Raw genomic sequence first — 16,150 nt, 5'->3', positions numbered from 1 at the left:
CGCACACCGCGAGCGTTTTCTTTGCGCGCCTTTCGCCATCGGCGCGGCACTCCGGCTGGTCGCGGCGATTCGTCATGAAGTTCGGCAGTCCCCGAAGCATGGCTTGGCGCGTATGGCTCGAAATCGTACAGTGTTTCCTCCCGAACGCGCGCAAGTGGCTGTCGTGCAGGAACGCCGCAGCGTCATCGGCGACAAGCAGATATCGCTCAGGATATGCGGTGAATCGACCCAGGGATACTTGCTCGAGCGGCATCACGCAGCGCCGCGCGAGCCTTCGTTCGTGCAACGTGTGAATCTGTTCGATCACGCGGTGATTGCATCATTCATCGAACACGATCCTTATTCCGTTGAGCTGGAAAGCCTGTACCGCACAGTAATCTGCATGCCGAAAGATGCGCTGAATCCCGCCGAACACGAAGCGACCCAACCCGAATTCGCGTCGGAATGCGTCAGCGAAAGCGGTTTATTGACGGTGATGCGCAACACGATCTCTGAATGCGGCGCAACAAACTGCTTTTATCACTTTTTCCGGATCGACGAAAAAACCGGGAACTTGAAGAATCACGAATTATTGATCGGCGGAACGCCGGTTTGGGCACACCGTTATGTGCATCGCCATTGGTATCTGAACGATCCCGCGATTGCGCACGCGCGCAACGACACGCGCCCGCTGCGCGCGTCGACGCTCGCGCCGCTGCCGTCCGATCACTGGCTGAATCAGCAGACGCAATTTCTCGGCCTGACCAGCAACGTGTTTTTTCCTGCGCACCGCCGCGATGACGACACGATCGGTTTGTTGCACGTGAGTTCTTCGCTTCCGCCCGAGCAAGGCGAAGAGATCATCTGGCGCAACCGGCGAACGCTGCGCGGCCTCGCGACCGAGATGCTCGAGTGGAAGGTGACGTCGCAGCGCCAGACGCTCGCCCGGGAGATGTCGCTCAGCCACCACGAGATCGTTGCGTTGCGGCTCGTCGGCAGGGGCGGCAATGCGCGCCACGTCGCCGAGGAGTTGAAGCTGGAGGAGCATGCGGTCTATCAGCTATTCACGTCGATCAACAAGAAGATGAACAGCAGCCACATCAAGACGAGCGCGAACAAGGCGAAGCAGTTCGGCTTTCTGGCGGAAGGGTACATCTCGGACTAGGGCGTGTTCACACTACATTAGTTTGAGGTTATGCTTCGGAGATGGAAATCTCCGAAGCCCAATTCAAGCAGATCGAACATTGCCTGCCGCGACAGCGTGGCAATGTGAGCCTGTCGAACCTGCAAGTGCTCAACGCGATCCTTTATGTGGCCGAGCACGGATGTAAATGGCGCGGCCTGCCACCACGTTTCGGCCGCTGGCACACGATCTACACGCGCATGAACCGTTGGTCTCGCAACGGTGTACTGGACCGAGTGTTCACGGAGTTGCAGCGCGCGCAGATCATTCGCGTTCGGATTGAAGCGGTATCGCTGGATAGCACGATCGTGAAGGTTCATCCTGACGGCACCGGTGCGTTAAAAAAAATGGACCTCAAGCCATCGGCAAGTCTCGCGGAGGATGGACAACCAAGATTCATATGGTTGCCGCGGATGCTCGAACAGCCATAACGTTCGCACTGTCGCCCGGTCAAGCCGGCGATGCGCCGCAGGGACGTGCACTGCTCGAACGCCTGGGGCCGCCGAATCGGCCGCTGCACCTGCTGATGGACAAGGCGTACGAAGGTAACGAAACCCGACAACTCGCGCTCGATCTCGGCTTCATCCCGGTCGTCCCTCCGTTGAGTACGCGCGTCGAGCCTTGGGAATACGACCGGGAAATGTACAAGCGTCGTAACGAAGTCGAGCGGCTGTTCCGTCGATTGAAGGGTTTTCGTCGCATCTTCTCGCGCTTCGACAAACTCGACTTGATGTTCATTGCCTTTATCAACTTCGCCCTGATTATCGAAGCCCTTCGATAGTGTGAACACCGCCCTAGGCGGGGCGCCGCGCACGGCGCCCCGCCCGTTCGTGCGATCGTCGACGGCCGCTCGCGGGCAAACCCCTTGCGCGAGCGGATTCAGTGCCCCAACACCGAATAGGCGAGCGAGCCCGAAAATGTCGCGAGCACGAGCGACGCGCAGCGCATGAACGTCGACGTATGCGCGGCCCACGAGCGCTGCGACGTCAGCAGCCCGCCGAGGCTCGACCAGCCGACGCCGATCGGCGCGAGCACGATCAGGAACACCATGACCGCCCATCCGAAGTAGCTGAGCGAGCGGAACGCCTCGAGCGGGAACATCGTGCTCGCGAACAGCAACGCCTTCGGGTTCATCAGCGTTGCAACGAACAGATCGCCAAAACTGATCGGCCCCGCGGACAGTTCATGCAGCGCGCGGCTCTTCGACCACATCTTGACCGCGAGCCACAGGATGTACGCGGCGCTCAACAGCTTGATCGCACCGAAGAGCCAGGGGCGACTCGCCGCCACCGAGAGCAGGAAGAAGCCCCATAGCGAGATCGCGACGACGTAACCCATCGCCTCCGCGATCACGAGGTGCCAGGTGCCGCGCAAACCGGCCTTCAGGCCCGACGACAACAGCAGCGTGTTCGTCGGCCCCGGCACGATCAGCACGAGCGACACGTAGAACGACATCTTGAGCAATGCATCCTGAATGAGCACGGCGCCTCCTCGGTTCGTCGGCTTCGGTTAAGGGGATCATCGGCTCGCCGACGGCGCGGGCGAAGCCGCGGCCGGCGTGCCGGCGAAATAGCGATTGCCGTCGGGCGCGAGCCAGTCCGCGCGCACCGGCGTGAACACGTCGAGATCGATCGCGTCTTCGAGACACAGCGCGTTGTGCGGCACGTTCGCCGGAAGATGCAGGATCTCGCCGGGCCCGACCTCGACCTCGTGCTCGAGATGTTCGCCGTACCGAAACCGCAGGCGCCCCTCGAGGATGTAAGTGAACTGCTCGTTCGGATGCGAGTGCGTCCCGACGAACGCGCCCTTCTTCAGGTACAGCTTCGCCATCGTCAGCGCGTCACCCGAGACGACCTGCCGCTCGATCCGCTCGGTCAGCGTTTCGCGCTCGACCCGATTCCACGAGCCGAAACCTCGTTCGTTCAAACCGGCCACGATTTCCTCCTTGTGCTCGATCGTGTGAAATGCGTTTGCGCTCACGCGGACAGCTCGCTGATCCGCACGCCGTCCGTCGCGCGCTGCACGTCCCGTTCGCGTGCGAGACGGCTCGCCTCTTCGATGATGATGTCCTCTTGTCCGGCCACGAGCTTGCGCTCCGCGAGCCGCTTGTACAGCTCGAACTCGTTCACGCCGAATTCCTGCGCGGCTTTCTGGATATGCGGCACGTAGCCGGAGAAGAGTCCGTACAGCCCGCTCGCGATGTTCGCCGGCTGGATATGCGGCGTCTTCGGATTGAGAAACGCCTCGGTGCCGCGCGCGAGCGCCATCACATGCTCGAACGTCGTGCGTGTGTCATGCCCTTCGCGCTCCATCGCGGCGACGAGCGTTTCGAGCTGCGTATTGCCCGCGCCGGCGCCGAAGCCCTTCACGCACGCATCGACGATGCGCGCCCCCGCTTCGAGCGCGACGAGACTGTTCGCAACCGCGAGGCCGAGGTTGTTGTGCGCATGAAAGCCGACGTCGATATCGAGGCCGTCGACGAGGCGCTCGACCTTCGCGCGCACGAGCGACGGCGTCGAATAGCCGGCGCTGTCCATCAGCACCACCGCCTGCGCGCCGTACCGCTCCATCAACTTCGCCTGCGCGAGCAGCACGTCGGACGGCGCCATGTGCGACATCATCAGCACGCCGAACGCCGTGCGGCCGGCCACCCGGGTCTGCTCGATGAATCGCGCGGACACGTTCGCTTCCGTGCAATGCGTCGCGACGCGCACGACGTCGACGCCGATCTCGAGCGCGAGCGCAATGTCCGCCGCCTTGCCGAGCCCGGGGATGAAATGCACGCCCAGCCGGCTCGTGCGCAGCGCGGCGCGCGCGGTCTCGAGCATCAGGCGATCGCCGATCGGCGTCTGCCCGAGCAGGCACGACGAGCCGCCGAGACCGTTGCCGTGACCGACTTCGACGATGTCGATGCCGGCTTCGTCCGCCGCGCGTGCATACGCATGTATCTGCGCGGCGCTCAACTGGTGACGAATCGCGTGGTTGCCGTCGCGCAAGGTCGCATCGCTGATCAGTATCATTGTGTGGCTCCTAGTCTGGCGGTTGCGTGCCGATGCGAGGCGACCGCGAGCGCCGCGCAATTGATGATGTCCAGGTTGCCCGCGTACTCGGGCAAATAGTCGCCGCGCCCGCGCACGGTCAGGCTGATCGTGATCCGCCCCTGGCTCTCGATCGGCTCGACGACGAGCCGATAGCCGGGCACGTATTCGCGAACCTTCTCGACCATCTCGGCAACGCACGCGCGCACGCGGTCGAAATCGCGGTAGCGCGCGTGTGCATAGAGCGTCGTCTGCATCCGCACGCCGGGCTCGGCCGGATTGATGTTGAGGATCGCCTTCGTCTTCTTCGCACCGCTGAACTGCGCGAGCGCGTACTCGGTCGTCGTCATGTATTCGTCGATGTTCTCGCGCGTCGCGATGCCGGCGCTGCGCGACGCGATCGCCGACACCACCTCCAGGTATTCGATCTCGTCGACCGCCTGTTTCAGCGCGTACGCGAGCGGCAGGCTCGCCTGCCCGCCGCAGGTGATCAGGTTCACGTTCTGCTCGGCGCCGATGTCGTCCAGATTGATGCACGGCACGCACAGGCGGCCGAGCTTCGCGGGCGTCAGATCGATCACGAACTTGCCCGCACCGGAGAAGAAGCCGTTGTTGACCTTGTGTGCGGCGGCCGACGTCGCGTCGAACACCAGGTCGTACGCATCTTCGTTTTCCTTCAGGAAATCGAGGCCGTCGCTCGACGTCTCGACGTTGCAGCTGCGCGCGAGCTTCAGCCCGTCGCTGTTTGCATGGCGTCCGACGACGAACTTCAGATCGAAGTGCTCGGATGCCTTGACCTTGAACATCAGGTCGAGCCCGATGCTGCCCGATCCGAGAATCGCCACGCGCGTGCGCGATGACTTGTTCTTCATGTTTCGCTCTCCTCCGTCAAATGACCCATGCGCGCCGCCGGCTCGCGCGTGCCGTGCGGCCCGTCCTGCGCCGCGCGCGCGAGCACGCGCTCCAGCTCGCGGCGCACTTCGGCAAGCACGCCGCCTTCCTCGCCGTGCATAAAGAAATGGCCGCCGGAAAATCCGACATAGCGCACGGCACCGATCGTTTCCGCGAGCCAGCCGGACAACCCGGCATCGCTGACGAGACCGTCGTTCGAGCCGTGCAACACCAGCATCGGACAATCGAGCGGCGTCGACTCGACGTAGCGGTACGTCGCCGAGATCGTCAGATCCGCGCGCAGCCGCGGCAGCCACAAGTCGCGCAGCGCGGGATCGGCGATCAATGCTTCGGGCGTGCCGTTGTAGTCGCGCACCGCGGCGATGAACGCATCGTCGGGCAGCGTCTGAATGCCCGCGTCCCGCCACCTGAAGCGCGGCGCGCTGCGGCCCGACGCGACGAACAGCAAGGGTTGCGCGAAGCCGCGTGCGCGCAGCAGGTGCGCGAGATCGAAGGCGATCAGCGCGCCCATGCTGTGGCCGAAAAACGCATACGGCAGATCGAGCAGCGGTGGCACGACGTCCGCGAGCGCCTCGACGATCGGCTCCGCTTGCTCGATCAGCGGCTCGCCGAGCCGATACTCGCGGCCGGGCAATTGCACGGCGACGACTTCGACCCAATCCGGCAAGCCGCCCGGCCAGGTCCGGAAGATCGACGCGGTCGCACCCGCATAGTGAAAGCAGAAGAGCCGCACACGTGCGTTGCGCGCTTCGTGGACGATCAGCCACGGCGAATCGACTGCGGCTTCGCGCGCGCTCATGCCCGTGCTCCGTCGCGCGACGGCACCGGCACGGGCGTGAGCCAGTTCCATTTGTCCGCGTGCGTGCCGCGCACGATGCCGAAGTACTGATCCTGGATCGCCTTCGTCACGGCGCCGCGCTTGCCGCTGCCGACCGGCATCCGATCGACCGAGCGCACCGGGCAGATCTCGACCGCCGTGCCCGTGAAGAAGATTTCGTCGGCGAGATAGAGCATTTCGCGCGGAATGCTCGTTTCGGTGACGGTGTAGCCGAGGTCGCGCGCGATCCGAATCACGCAGTTGCGCGTGATGCCGCTCAGGATGCTGCTGCCGATCGACGGCGTGAAGATCTCGTTCTTGTAGACGAGAAACACGTTTTCGCCGCTGCCTTCGCTGACGAAACCGTTCGCATCGAGCGCGATGCCTTCGCTCATCCCGTTCTCATGCGCCTCCATCACGATCGCCTGGCCGTTCACGTACTGGCCGCCGATCTTCGCGAGCGTGCTCGCCGCCCCGCCGCCGTTGCGGCGCCAGCTGCTGACCTGCACGTCGACGCCCTGCTGCAGCGCCTCGTCGCCGAGATACGCGCCCCATGGCGTGGTGATGAGCAGCGCCTCGGCCGGGCATTGGCGCGCGTCGAGCCCGAGCGATTCGCCCGCGCCGCGATAGACGAGCGGCCGGATGTACGCGCTGCGCTGGCCGTTCGCGCGCAGCGTCTCGACCGTCGCTTCCATCCACTGCCCGACGCTCATCGGCGACGGAATCCGCGCGACCTTGCAGCTGAACAGCAGGCGCTCGAAGTGCTCGCGGCCGCACAGGATCGCCGCCTTCTCGCCGATCTCGTACGCACGCACGCCCTCGAACACGCTCGTCCCGTAATGCAGCGCATGGCTCATCACATGCACCTGTGCGCGCTCCCACGGCACCAGTTCGCCGTTCTTCCACACGTAGCTCGCTTTCATCGTTGTTGCGCTCCTCACATGACGTTGTATTGGTTGAATGCATCGACCACGCTGCGCCCCTCGGCGATCGCGCCGCGAACCTTGCGCTCGAGCCGGTTCTTCGCGATTGCACGCGTGATCACCTCCTGCTCGGCCTCGCGCGGAATCACGCAGACACCGTCCCCGTCGCCGAAGATCAGATCGCCCGGACGAATCCGCACATTGCCGACCGTGATCGAGCAGCGGTAGTCGACGACGTTGTGGCGGCCTTGCAGACCGTACGCGTACGTACCGTGCGCGAACGCCGGCAGATTCAGTTCGAGGATCGCGTTCGCGTCGCGCACGTGCGCGTTGAGCACGACGCCTGCTGCGCCGAGATTGCGCGCGCGCGTGACGAGCAGGTCGCCAAGCCGCGCAACCGCCGTCGGGCCGCCGCTCGCGATGTAGACTTCACCGGGGCGCAGCGCCTCGACCGATTCGAACAGCAGTCCGAACGGCTTCGCGTCGTAGCGCTTGAGGCCGCCGTGCGGCACGGGCTGCTCGTCCTGCACCGGCATCGCGCGGCCGATCATCACCATGTCCCGCCGTAGCGGCCGGATCTCCGGCGGCAGCATCGGGTAGGCGAACCCGAGCAACTCCATCACGTCACTGACGGGGCAGGTCGAGAGCTCGGCGCGCATCAGCGCGAACAGCTCGTCATCTGAATTCCACTGCGCCATTTGTCTGTCATCCGATTAGGGTGGAGCTCGCATCGCTCAGGAGCGGTTCGAGCTCGCGGTTGATGTGGTCGAGTACCGACGCCTCTTCGTCGTGGATGAAGAAGTGATCGCCGGCGAACCGGTACCGCGCGAAGCTGTGCTTCGTCTCGCCCGCCCAGCGGGCGAGCCCCGCGTCATGCACGAGACCGTCGGCGGCGCCGTGGAAGACGACGATCCGGCAGTCGAGCGGCGCCTGCCGCTCGTACCGATACGTCTCGAACACCGCGCCGTCCGCGCGAATCCGGGGCAGCAGCAACTCGAGCAGCGCCGGGTCCTGCAGGATCGCGTCGGGCGTGCCGTTGCAGCCGCGCAGCACTTCGACGAACTCCGCGTCCGACAATCGATGCCGAATCACTTCCGGCTTCACGTCGGGCGCGTTCTGCGCGGACGCGATCAGCAAGCGCGGCTGCGGATATCCGCGAGCGCGCAGCACCCGCGCAACCTCGAAGCCGATCAGCGCGCCAGTGCTGTGCCCGAAGAACGCGAATGGCCGGTCGAGCAACGGCGCGAGCGCGTCGACGAGCGGGGACGCGACGTCTTCCATCGTGTACAGCAGCGGCTCGTTCAGGCGATTCTCTCGGCCGGGCATCTGCACGGCGACCAACTCGACATCGTCCGGCAGCGCCTCGTCCCAGTGCCGGAAAATCGAGCCGCCGCTGCCCGCGTAGTGAAAGCAGAACAGCCGGATTCGCGCATCGGGTTTCCGTTCGTCGGCGCCGAACAGGAACCAGCGGGGCTCGCATGCATTCATGTCGGCGCCGCCCATCGCTTACGCGACCGCCGCGACGGCGGCGAGCGGTTTCGTCACGCGGTTATGGCCGTAACGGTCCTCGCCCGCCACCAGCACCGTGGAGTAACGGTCGAGCGGCAGCACTTCGCCGAAGTGGTGGAACGATTCCTGCCCGGCGTAGACCTTCACGTGCGTCGGCACGAAGCGCGTCGCCCAGCCGAAGCGCACCGAGTCCTTGCTCGTGTTCGGGTTCGAGCCGTGCATGCAGCGCGACGTGAAGATGAAGAACTGGCCGGGCTTCACCTCCATGTGCACCGCACGCGCTTCATCCGGCTTCCAGCTCGGATCGAGCTTCAGCTTTTCGTAGTCGTAGCCGTAGAAGCCCGATTTCTGGCCGTCGTCGAGCACGCGCTTGTTGAAGTTCTCCGGCTCGAACGGGATGTTGCGCTTCTCGTCGAAGAACCAGGTGCGATGGCTGCCCGGCATCAGCTTCAGGCATCCGTTCTCCTTCGTCGCCTCGCTCATCGCGATCCACGCGGTCAGCTCCCACGGCCGCCCTTCCTCCGCCGCCGTCGGCTCGAGCTTCTCGGTGCCTTCGAACTCGACGAAGCTTTCGGCCTGGTGCCAGTCGGTGCCTTCGTCGCCCGGATACTTCGGAAACCACTCGGTGCGCCAGCTCAGCACGTCCGGCCCGAGGATGCTCGAGATCCGGTCGACGATCTTCGGATGACTGATGATCTGGTTCAGCGAGAGCATGTCGAGATGGCGGTCGTAGTTGAGCTTGCTGTCCGGGAACGCCGCCTTCGCCGTGTCGAGCAGGTCCATCCGCACTTCTTCCCACACACGGGTCATCTCTTCCGGTTCATACAGCGTGAACGGGCCGGCATAGCCGTTCTCGTAGAAGAATTGCTTCTCGGCTTCCGACAGGTGAAAACGCTTTTGCATATCAGTTCTCCTAAATATGGCGCAAAGAGCCATGTCCTGAAAAAGTCCGCTTGTCGCGGCCGCCGCTCGCGCGGCTGTTGCAATACCCTGCGGTGTCAGCCCGCGACCGGGGCCGCGGCGCTGCTCATTTCGCGCAGCGCATCGATCTCGGCGCTCAGCGCCGCCACGGTCGAGCGCGTCTTGTCGAAAAACAGCCTCGGCGACGGCGCGACGCCCGTCTTCGCCTTGATCTGCTTGAGCACGTCGACGAGATTGAGCGAATTGCCGCCGATGTCCAGAAAACGAGTATCGCCCGTCACCTTCTTGACGCCGATCACGCTCTCCAGAATCTGAATCAACATCGTTTCGGTTTTCATGGATTCACTTCCTCCTGGTTACTTTCGTTGATGCGTTGTTGCAATATCGACAGAAGCGCTTTGCGATCCGTCTTTCCCGATGACAACTGCGGAAACTGCTCGAGAACCGTAACGTGGCGAGGCACCATGTAGGCGGGCAACTCCGCCGCGAGGCGCCGCCTGATTTCGTCGACCTTCCGGTCGGCATCGAAGGACACGCCGCGATCGAACAGCACGCCGGCGGCGAGCAGCGTCTCGCCATAGCGCGATTCGAGCAGCACCACCTCCGATCCGTGCACGTGCGGCACGCTGTTGATGACCCGCTGGATTTCGCTCAAATGGATCCGGTAGCCGCCGATCTTCACTTCGTTATCCTTGCGGCCCATGTAGTACAGGCTGCCGTCGGCGAGATACGTGCAGACGTCGCCCGTCCGATAGAACGGCACGCCGTCGATGCGCACGAGCCGCGCCGCCGTCTCCTCCGGCAAATTCCAGTAGCCCTGCATCACTTGCGTGCCGCCGATCATCAACTCGCCCGGCACCCCCGGCGCCGTGATTCGTCCGCCGCCTTCGTCGACGAGCAGCGCTCGCACGTGCTCGAGCGGCTTGCCGATCGGATAGAGCGTGCGCCGCTCCGGCTCGATCTCGCGGATCACGTGCGCGGTCGCCGCGCATGTCGCCTCGGTCGGGCCGTATGCGTTGATCACCTGCACGCCCGCGTTCTTCCTGAGCCAGCGCTGGATCGTCTTCACGTCGGGCACGTCGGTGCCGGTGAGAATCGTCTTCAGATGCGCCAGCGGCGCGGATTCGAATTCCTCCGCCTGCGCAATCAGGCCGAGCATCATTCCCCATGCGGAGAAGTGCGTGACATCGTGCCGGCGAATGGCGTCGAACAGCAGATCCGGCGCGTTCACGTCATCGTGCACGTACAGCGATGCGCCCTGCGCGAGCGGGAACAGCATGTCCATCAGGTACACGTCGAAGTTCAGCGGCGAGAAGCTCGCGCAGCGCGATTGCGACGTGACGTCGTAGACCGAGCGCGTCCCCTCGAAGAAGTCCGCGATGCTGCGATGGTTGATCAGCACCCCCTTCGGGCGGCCGGTCGAGCCCGACGTGTAGATGCAATACGCGATCGCGCCCTCGTCGAGCGGCGGCAACGGCAACGGCTGCACGAGCGCGTCGAGCCGCGACGAATCGTCATCGGCGAGGAGCCGCTCGAGCTCGGTCAGCGGCACGATCGGCGCGGCGCACGGCAGCGCATGCTCGATCGCGTCGATCAGGTCTTCGTCGGCGATCACGAGCGTCGGCGCGACGTCGTGCAGGATGTATCGAAGGCGGTCGGCCGGCATGCGCGGATCGAGCGGCACGTGCACGCAGCCCGCCTTGAACACACCGACGATCGCCGCGACGAGCAGCGCGCGGCGGCTCGCGAGCATCACGACGCGGTCGCCCGGACGGCAGCCCAGATCCTGCAGGCGTATCGCGAAGCGAGTGCTGAAGCTGTCGAGATCGGCGTAGCCGAGATCACCGCGAGAATCGGACAACGCGCATTTGTACGGCGTCGCGAACGCGTGAGACTGGATTGCTTGAACGATATGTCTGGCCATCTGACTGAATCCTCTTTGCGATGTCTCTTCACGGGCACCTTCGAGATTCAGGCGGCATTGCGCACCGGCAGACGGCCGAACGGCACGGCATGCGCGTTCGCGCTGCACGTTCGTTCGTCAACGACTACCGGCCCCTCGTCGTTTGACTGCTTGCTGCTTTCTCTCAGACTGCTGGCTGCTCTTTTTCGAATCGCTCGCCGACGCGCCGTCGATGCGCCCATGTAACGGATTCGCGTGCGCCCAGCGTGCAACGCTCGCGGACACACATCGGGCATGCGTGATGCGTACGGCGCGGCGTCGCCTCGAATGCGTGTCGTTCGTCGCCGCATTCATTGGTTGATAGGCTAAATGAAATTCTCCGAGGAATTACTTAGATCACTTCCGGAATATGTTCATGCCATTTCATCGCAATCGGAGAATAAGCGCGCAGGCGGATACTTAAGTGCTTAGCGATATTGATTTTGGCCACACAATTAGTTTAGGCAACCAAATCAATTGACCGCACGAAGCGGGTGCGGCGGACTTCGCTTGATTTGCCCGCGGCGCCTGCGTATTGCAACGAATAAATGGCGAGGTCGCGCTGCGTCACGGTCGCGCCGAACGCCGGCTTAACGGATATCGATGCAAACTTGGCGCATTCGCCGATTTGACCGCCGCCGTTTCCGCTGCGCTCTCAATGCAATCGAAAACACTTGATTTCGCCACCCAATAATCGAAGGACGATGCGATACGCGGCGAGATTCCCGTGTTGCGGCAATAGACAAAATGGGCGCGCGGCGGCGCTTCGCATGTCCGGCCCGTCAGCACCCGCACGCCGCCTTTGCGGCATGTCAGCGCGATCATGAATTCGGATATGCGCGATGCCGAAAAAACGGATGCGCGCGATGCCGGACCGCGTTCGGGCGGCCACTCGTCGCAATTCCGGATCTGTCCGCGCGGGTTCAGCGGCATGGCTGGCTCGACGACGATTGTTCATTTGAGCGGTCATATCGGCCAGCGCAGCCGGCCATTCATGCCCGAAGGCGGCACGGCCGCGCCGCCGTCATCCTTCGACGGCTTGCTTGAGCCGCAGCAGCGCCTGATCCCACTGTCGCCCGATCGCCTCCAGCGCCGCGCGCGCGGCGTCGATCCGCGCGGGATCGAAGCGCCACAGCCGCTCGCGCCCGACCTTCTCGTCGCGCACGAGCCCCGCTTGCGCGAGCACCATCAGATGCTGCGTGACCGACTGACGCGTGATGTCGGTGCCCGCGGTGATCTGCGCGATCGACAGCGCCGCGCCGGCGCACAACGCGGTGACGATTCGCAGGCGAGTTTCGTCGCCGAGCGCAGCGAACACCGACGCGCAATCGCGCAACTGCGCGCGCTTGAGCGGTGCGCGCGGCGGCCGGCCGTCAGCGCGCGTCGACATGCGCGGCGATGTTCGTCATCTGCTCGTCCCAGCCGCCGCTGTTCATCCGGAATGCATCGGCGCGGCGCTCGACCGGCAACGCGTCGAAGCCCGACTCGACAACGGTAAGCAACGGGCCGCCTTCGGCGTCGGCCAACTCGAACACGACGAGCGTCGGCGCTTCTTGCGAGTAGTCGACGGCCGGATCGACCGCGGCGGGATGCCAGCGATACGAGAAATGATGTTCCGGCTCGATCCGCTCGATCCTCATCTGCAACACCAGATGCTCGTAGCCGGGGTATGTGATGCGGCCTTCGACGCGCCGCCCCGCTTCGAACGCCTGACCGGCCAGATCGACGCGAAACCACGCGCCGAATTCATCGGCGTTCGTCAGTGCGCGCCAGACCCGCGAGCGCGGCGCATGCAGCACGATTCGCCTTTCGATACGATCGGTCGACATGTTCATATGCAGCCTCCTGACCGCATATTAGGCAGCGCACCCGTGAAACGCAATGAAATGGCTGCATATGGACGATGGCGATCCGGGCTCGCCTCGGCCCACGCGCGCCGGCTCGCTCCGCCCGTGCGCGGACGGCGGCTAACGCGGCATGCAACATCCGCGCATTCGAGCTCAGCCCAGAAGGCCGGCCGCGACGTTGACCGACAGCCCCAGCACGGCCATGTTGAAATAGAACGACAGGATCGACTGTGCGAGCGCCGCGCGCCGAATCGATCGTCCGCGCAGCGAAACGTCGGACGTCTGCGACGCAACCGCGATCGTGAACGAGAAGTACAGGAAATCCCAATAATCGGGCTCGAGTTCGCGATCGGGAAATGCCATGGCGCGCGCTTCCTTCGGCGAGAGATAGTAGAGCCGCGCATAGTGCAGCGTGAAGATCGTCGGAATCAGGAACCACGCGCCGAACATCGTCGCGCCCGTCACCGCGTAATGGCCGAGGCCGGAGCGGAACCCCACGCTCTTCGCGCTGACGAGTTCGAGCACGATCGCCGCGATGCTCGCGACCGTTGCAAAACAGATGATGGTCAGCACGATCGTCGCGTTCTCGTCTTCGCGCATCGCGATCTCGCGCACCTTGTGATGATGCGCTCGCACCATCCTCACCCACATCAGCACGAGATACAGCCAGATCGTGCAATCCCAGCCGATCAATACGCGCGCGAACGGCCGCAGCGGATACGGGAACAGCAGGCCGAACGCGACGCCGGCGGCGGCCGCGATCACCATGCGCGGGCGATTGCGCAGCAGTTGCGGATAGAACGTCATGGTTGCGCGTCGATACGATCGAAAGTCGGGTGAAAGATCGCGCCGCTGCTGCGACGCGTCGCAGCGATTATCGCCATGTTCTCCCGCTGCGCCAAGCGCGGCTGTGTCCTAAGATGGGCGAATGGACACCGCTCCCCTGATCCGTCGCCATCCCGCGAACCATGCCGGCCGCGATTTCGTCGTCGGCGATCTGCACGGCTGCGTCGATCCGCTGCGCATGCTGCTGCACACCGTGCGCTTCGATCCGGCGTGCGACCGGCTGTTCTCGGTGGGCGACCTCGTCGACCGCGGCACGCAGTCGGAAGCGGCGCTCGCGCTGCTCGAGCGCCCGTGGTTTCACTGCGTGCTCGGCAATCACGAAGACGTACTGTGCTCGGTCGCGGACGGCAGGCTGCCGATGAGCGTGTGGCAGCGCATCGGCGGCGACTGGGCGGCCGATCTGCCCACCGAGACGCTCGAGCGCCATGCGCGGCGGCTGCGCGAGCTGCCGCTCGTGCGCGTCGTCGGCGAAGGCGACGAGCGCTTCAACGTGCTGCACGCGGAATTCTTCGGCAGCGACGCCGATCTCGACCGCGGCGATTACGCACCCGACGTGATCACGCGGCTGCTCTGGGGCCGCGAGCTTGCGTACGGGCGCACCGATCCGGCCGCGCGGCAGATCGGGTTGTCGACCACTTACTGCGGCCATACGCCGATGCACGACGTCATGCGCATCGGCGCGCAGACGTTCGTCGACACGGGCGCGTTCGATCCGTCGGGCCGGCTCACGATGCTCGATGCGAAGAGCGGGGAAAGCTGGTCGATGTCGGTCGCGGCCGCGCGTCACCAGGGCGCGGCCGACGTGCCGCTGCCATGATGCGAGGCGGCGATGGAGCCGGCGCCCGAGGTCGCGACGCGATAGCGCAACGACGCCGAGACGCCGAGACGCCGAGACGCCGAGACGCCGGGATGCCGCGATGCCGCGATGCCGAGCGCCGGCCGCTGGCTCAGCCGACCTGATTCAGCTCGAACACCGCATCGACCGCCGCGCCGTTCCAGTTGTATTCGAGATAGGCGGCGTGGCGGCAATCGTGCAGCAACGTCGTGCGGAACGCGGCGAGACATTCGCCGCCCGGGTCCCGCACCGACGGATACGCGATGCCCGCGCCGCCCGCGTCACGCACCGCCCGGCCCAACGCCTGGCCGGCCGCGTAGTCGACGAGATCGAGGAGCGCCGGATCGCGCTCGCGCCACGTGCGCACGTCGGCGACCTCGCCTTGCGCGGCCACCGTGTAGAGACGCATCTGCTGGCGCATCGGCGGCTCCTTCGTCGCGGCGAGGAACAGCGACGTGTGATAGCGCGTCTCCGCGATCGCCGTGTTGCGCGCGCGGGCGCAATAGAACACGCCGTAGCGGCCGTCCGAGAAACGGCTGCCGTTCGGATTCAGGTGCGTGAACGCCGCCATGATCGGCCCGTAACCGGGCCCGAAGCGCCGCTCCTGAGGCGGCACGAGATCGAGCAGGCCGACCTCGGCCCGCACGCGATCGTTGGTCAGCGCCTCGAGCGCGTAAAGCGCGTCGAAATCCTCGGCCGACGCGACGCGGTCGAACAGGTTGATCGCGGGAAAGCGCGTGGGAATCACGCGGTAGGCGGGCGTCCAGTCGAGCGCCGCAGTGGGCCAGTTCGTCTGCCGTTCCGAAGAAATCACGCCCATCCGCCTCGCGCCGCGTCGAGATATTGCCGCACCGCGACGAGATCGCTGACGTTTCCCGCGAGCATCCGGTCGAGCGCGCGCCTGCCGTTGAACGGCGCGGCGTCGTTCGGCCGCTTGACCCACGCGTCCGCCGCCGCGGGCTGCGGCAGCAGGATCTGCAGCGCCTTGTAAATGCCGAGCACGAGCGACAGGCGCTCGAGCGTATCGTGCGTGAGGCGCGCGGTTTGCGGCGACGCCTTCCATTTGAAGAACGTCGAACGGCCGGGCGAGCCCAGCAGGACGAGTTGCTCGTCGGTCGAAAGATTCCAGTCGCGCGCGATATTGAAGAACGCGCGCAGGCCGGCCGCCGACATTTGCTCGACGGTCGCCTCCGGCGGATTCGGAAACGGCTTCAGGGCGGGACGGGACATGGCGGTTAGTCTCGAAATGAATTCAATAACAAGATTAGTCCATTTCGGGATCTTTGCAAGAAAATGATGGCGGACCCGAATAAGCTGCGGATTGGGATCGATTTGATGGGGCCGGAGAGGAATGTGCTGTCGCTTGGGGGCTGCGGCCCGGGCTATCGCCGGCCGCCG

The 16,150-nt window shown here is 64.7% G+C and carries 20 protein-coding genes; 3 read left to right on the top strand and 17 right to left on the bottom strand.

The window, feature by feature from the left end; translation table 11 throughout:
- Window positions 1-112: 112 nt before the first annotated feature.
- On the top strand, window positions 113-1,144 hold the full coding sequence (locus BTH_RS02995; RefSeq protein ID WP_011400949.1) for an autoinducer binding domain-containing protein: 1,032 nt from the start codon (window positions 113-115) through the stop codon (window positions 1,142-1,144).
- Between the two features lie 41 nt (window positions 1,145-1,185).
- Window positions 1,186-1,943, top strand: a protein-coding gene (locus BTH_RS33140) for an IS5 family transposase (RefSeq protein ID WP_099005207.1) whose coding sequence is annotated in 2 segments (ribosomal slippage) — window positions 1,186-1,501 and window positions 1,501-1,943 — 759 coding nt in all. Because the reading frame shifts where the segments join, the coding sequence is not laid out codon by codon here.
- Between the two features lie 98 nt (window positions 1,944-2,041).
- On the opposite strand, the gene BTH_RS02985 is transcribed toward BTH_RS33140, so the two are convergent.
- The 15 genes from BTH_RS02985 to BTH_RS02915 all read right to left on the bottom strand — a co-directional run bounded on the left by BTH_RS02985 (window position 2,042) and on the right by BTH_RS02915 (window position 13,878).
- Window positions 2,042-2,644: a LysE family translocator gene (locus tag BTH_RS02985; protein WP_009895650.1), complete on the bottom strand. Its 603-nt coding sequence runs from the start codon at window positions 2,642-2,644 to the stop codon at window positions 2,042-2,044.
- Window positions 2,645-2,680: 36 nt separating this feature from the next.
- The gene (locus tag BTH_RS02980; RefSeq protein WP_025370128.1) at window positions 2,681-3,088 is read right to left on the bottom strand and encodes a cupin domain-containing protein; all 408 of its coding nucleotides are present in this window, start codon (window positions 3,086-3,088) and stop codon (window positions 2,681-2,683) included.
- Between the two features lie 50 nt (window positions 3,089-3,138).
- On the bottom strand, window positions 3,139-4,182 hold the full coding sequence (gene dmpG / locus BTH_RS02975; protein WP_009895647.1) for a 4-hydroxy-2-oxovalerate aldolase: 1,044 nt from the start codon (window positions 4,180-4,182) through the stop codon (window positions 3,139-3,141).
- Entirely contained in the window at window positions 4,179-5,072 is an 894-nt protein-coding gene (locus tag BTH_RS02970; RefSeq protein WP_009907290.1) for an acetaldehyde dehydrogenase (acetylating), read from the bottom strand. The genes dmpG and BTH_RS02970 overlap by 4 nt, the downstream gene beginning before the upstream one ends.
- Window positions 5,069-5,911: a thioesterase II family protein gene (locus tag BTH_RS02965; protein WP_009895645.1), complete on the bottom strand. Its 843-nt coding sequence runs from the start codon at window positions 5,909-5,911 to the stop codon at window positions 5,069-5,071. Before BTH_RS02965 ends, BTH_RS02970 begins: the two co-directional genes overlap by 4 nt.
- The gene (locus BTH_RS02960; protein ID WP_009895644.1) at window positions 5,908-6,852 is read right to left on the bottom strand and encodes a branched-chain amino acid transaminase; all 945 of its coding nucleotides are present in this window, start codon (window positions 6,850-6,852) and stop codon (window positions 5,908-5,910) included. Before BTH_RS02960 ends, BTH_RS02965 begins: the two co-directional genes overlap by 4 nt.
- Before the next feature lie 14 nt (window positions 6,853-6,866).
- Entirely contained in the window at window positions 6,867-7,550 is a 684-nt protein-coding gene (locus tag BTH_RS02955) for an RraA family protein (RefSeq protein ID WP_009895642.1), read from the bottom strand.
- Between the two features lie 7 nt (window positions 7,551-7,557).
- On the bottom strand, window positions 7,558-8,355 hold the full coding sequence (locus BTH_RS02950; RefSeq protein ID WP_009907288.1) for a thioesterase II family protein: 798 nt from the start codon (window positions 8,353-8,355) through the stop codon (window positions 7,558-7,560).
- A gap of 3 nt (window positions 8,356-8,358) precedes the next feature.
- Complete coding sequence (locus BTH_RS02945; RefSeq protein WP_009895639.1) at window positions 8,359-9,264, bottom strand: chlorinating enzyme; 906 nt, start codon at window positions 9,262-9,264, stop codon at window positions 8,359-8,361.
- A 95-nt stretch (window positions 9,265-9,359) separates the two neighbouring features.
- Window positions 9,360-9,620 carry an acyl carrier protein gene (locus BTH_RS02940; protein WP_009895638.1) on the bottom strand — a complete coding sequence of 87 codons (261 nt, stop codon included), beginning with the start codon at window positions 9,618-9,620 and terminating at the stop codon, window positions 9,360-9,362.
- Entirely contained in the window at window positions 9,617-11,206 is a 1,590-nt protein-coding gene (locus BTH_RS02935) for an amino acid adenylation domain-containing protein (protein WP_009895637.1), read from the bottom strand. The genes BTH_RS02940 and BTH_RS02935 overlap by 4 nt, the downstream gene beginning before the upstream one ends.
- 585 nt (window positions 11,207-11,791) lie before the next feature.
- Entirely contained in the window at window positions 11,792-12,157 is a 366-nt protein-coding gene (locus BTH_RS02930) for a hypothetical protein (RefSeq protein WP_009895636.1), read from the bottom strand.
- Between the two features lie 91 nt (window positions 12,158-12,248).
- Window positions 12,249-12,614: an ArsR/SmtB family transcription factor gene (locus tag BTH_RS02925; RefSeq protein WP_009895635.1), complete on the bottom strand. Its 366-nt coding sequence runs from the start codon at window positions 12,612-12,614 to the stop codon at window positions 12,249-12,251.
- Window positions 12,598-13,059, bottom strand: coding sequence for an SRPBCC family protein (locus BTH_RS02920; protein ID WP_009895634.1), 462 nt, complete (start codon window positions 13,057-13,059; stop codon window positions 12,598-12,600). The genes BTH_RS02925 and BTH_RS02920 overlap by 17 nt, the downstream gene beginning before the upstream one ends.
- Before the next feature lie 165 nt (window positions 13,060-13,224).
- Window positions 13,225-13,878, bottom strand: a complete 654-nt coding sequence (locus BTH_RS02915) for a DUF1345 domain-containing protein (protein WP_009895632.1) — start codon at window positions 13,876-13,878, stop codon at window positions 13,225-13,227.
- Between the two features lie 121 nt (window positions 13,879-13,999).
- Here BTH_RS02915 and BTH_RS02910 point away from each other — a divergent pair, with 121 nt between their 5' ends.
- The gene (locus BTH_RS02910) at window positions 14,000-14,734 is read left to right on the top strand and encodes a metallophosphoesterase (RefSeq protein ID WP_009895630.1); all 735 of its coding nucleotides are present in this window, start codon (window positions 14,000-14,002) and stop codon (window positions 14,732-14,734) included.
- A 130-nt stretch (window positions 14,735-14,864) separates the two neighbouring features.
- On the opposite strand, the gene BTH_RS02905 is transcribed toward BTH_RS02910, so the two are convergent.
- Together BTH_RS02905 and BTH_RS02900 are read right to left on the bottom strand one after the other, a co-directional pair.
- A complete protein-coding gene (locus BTH_RS02905) occupies window positions 14,865-15,572 on the bottom strand; it encodes an RES family NAD+ phosphorylase (RefSeq protein ID WP_009895628.1) in 708 nt (235 codons plus the stop codon).
- Complete coding sequence (locus BTH_RS02900; RefSeq protein ID WP_009895626.1) at window positions 15,563-15,982, bottom strand: MbcA/ParS/Xre antitoxin family protein; 420 nt, start codon at window positions 15,980-15,982, stop codon at window positions 15,563-15,565. Before BTH_RS02900 ends, BTH_RS02905 begins: the two co-directional genes overlap by 10 nt.
- Window positions 15,983-16,150 lie beyond the last annotated feature (168 nt).

The sequence above is a fragment of the Burkholderia thailandensis E264 genome, assembly GCF_000012365.1.
Lineage (GTDB): Bacteria > Pseudomonadota > Gammaproteobacteria > Burkholderiales > Burkholderiaceae > Burkholderia > Burkholderia thailandensis.
Note: the sequence above shows the minus strand (reverse complement) of the source record. Positions and strands in the feature narration are given on the sequence as shown.

Coding starts and splice junctions, on each gene's coding strand:
- BTH_RS02995 (WP_011400949.1), top strand. CDS start 113: ATGGCTCGAAATCGTACAGTGTTTCCTCCCGAACGCGCGCAAGTGGCT.
- dmpG (WP_009895647.1), bottom strand. CDS start 4,182: ATGATACTGATCAGCGATGCGACCTTGCGCGACGGCAACCACGCGATT.
- BTH_RS02970 (WP_009907290.1), bottom strand. CDS start 5,072: ATGAAGAACAAGTCATCGCGCACGCGCGTGGCGATTCTCGGATCGGGC.
- BTH_RS02965 (WP_009895645.1), bottom strand. CDS start 5,911: ATGAGCGCGCGCGAAGCCGCAGTCGATTCGCCGTGGCTGATCGTCCAC.
- BTH_RS02960 (WP_009895644.1), bottom strand. CDS start 6,852: ATGAAAGCGAGCTACGTGTGGAAGAACGGCGAACTGGTGCCGTGGGAG.
- BTH_RS02955 (WP_009895642.1), bottom strand. CDS start 7,550: ATGGCGCAGTGGAATTCAGATGACGAGCTGTTCGCGCTGATGCGCGCC.
- BTH_RS02950 (WP_009907288.1), bottom strand. CDS start 8,355: ATGGGCGGCGCCGACATGAATGCATGCGAGCCCCGCTGGTTCCTGTTC.
- BTH_RS02945 (WP_009895639.1), bottom strand. CDS start 9,264: ATGCAAAAGCGTTTTCACCTGTCGGAAGCCGAGAAGCAATTCTTCTAC.
- BTH_RS02940 (WP_009895638.1), bottom strand. CDS start 9,620: ATGAAAACCGAAACGATGTTGATTCAGATTCTGGAGAGCGTGATCGGC.
- BTH_RS02935 (WP_009895637.1), bottom strand. CDS start 11,206: ATGGCCAGACATATCGTTCAAGCAATCCAGTCTCACGCGTTCGCGACG.
- BTH_RS02930 (WP_009895636.1), bottom strand. CDS start 12,157: ATGCCGCTGAACCCGCGCGGACAGATCCGGAATTGCGACGAGTGGCCG.
- BTH_RS02925 (WP_009895635.1), bottom strand. CDS start 12,614: ATGTCGACGCGCGCTGACGGCCGGCCGCCGCGCGCACCGCTCAAGCGC.
- BTH_RS02920 (WP_009895634.1), bottom strand. CDS start 13,059: ATGAACATGTCGACCGATCGTATCGAAAGGCGAATCGTGCTGCATGCG.
- BTH_RS02915 (WP_009895632.1), bottom strand. CDS start 13,878: ATGACGTTCTATCCGCAACTGCTGCGCAATCGCCCGCGCATGGTGATC.
- BTH_RS02910 (WP_009895630.1), top strand. CDS start 14,000: ATGGACACCGCTCCCCTGATCCGTCGCCATCCCGCGAACCATGCCGGC.
- BTH_RS02905 (WP_009895628.1), bottom strand. CDS start 15,572: ATGGGCGTGATTTCTTCGGAACGGCAGACGAACTGGCCCACTGCGGCG.
- BTH_RS02900 (WP_009895626.1), bottom strand. CDS start 15,982: ATGTCCCGTCCCGCCCTGAAGCCGTTTCCGAATCCGCCGGAGGCGACC.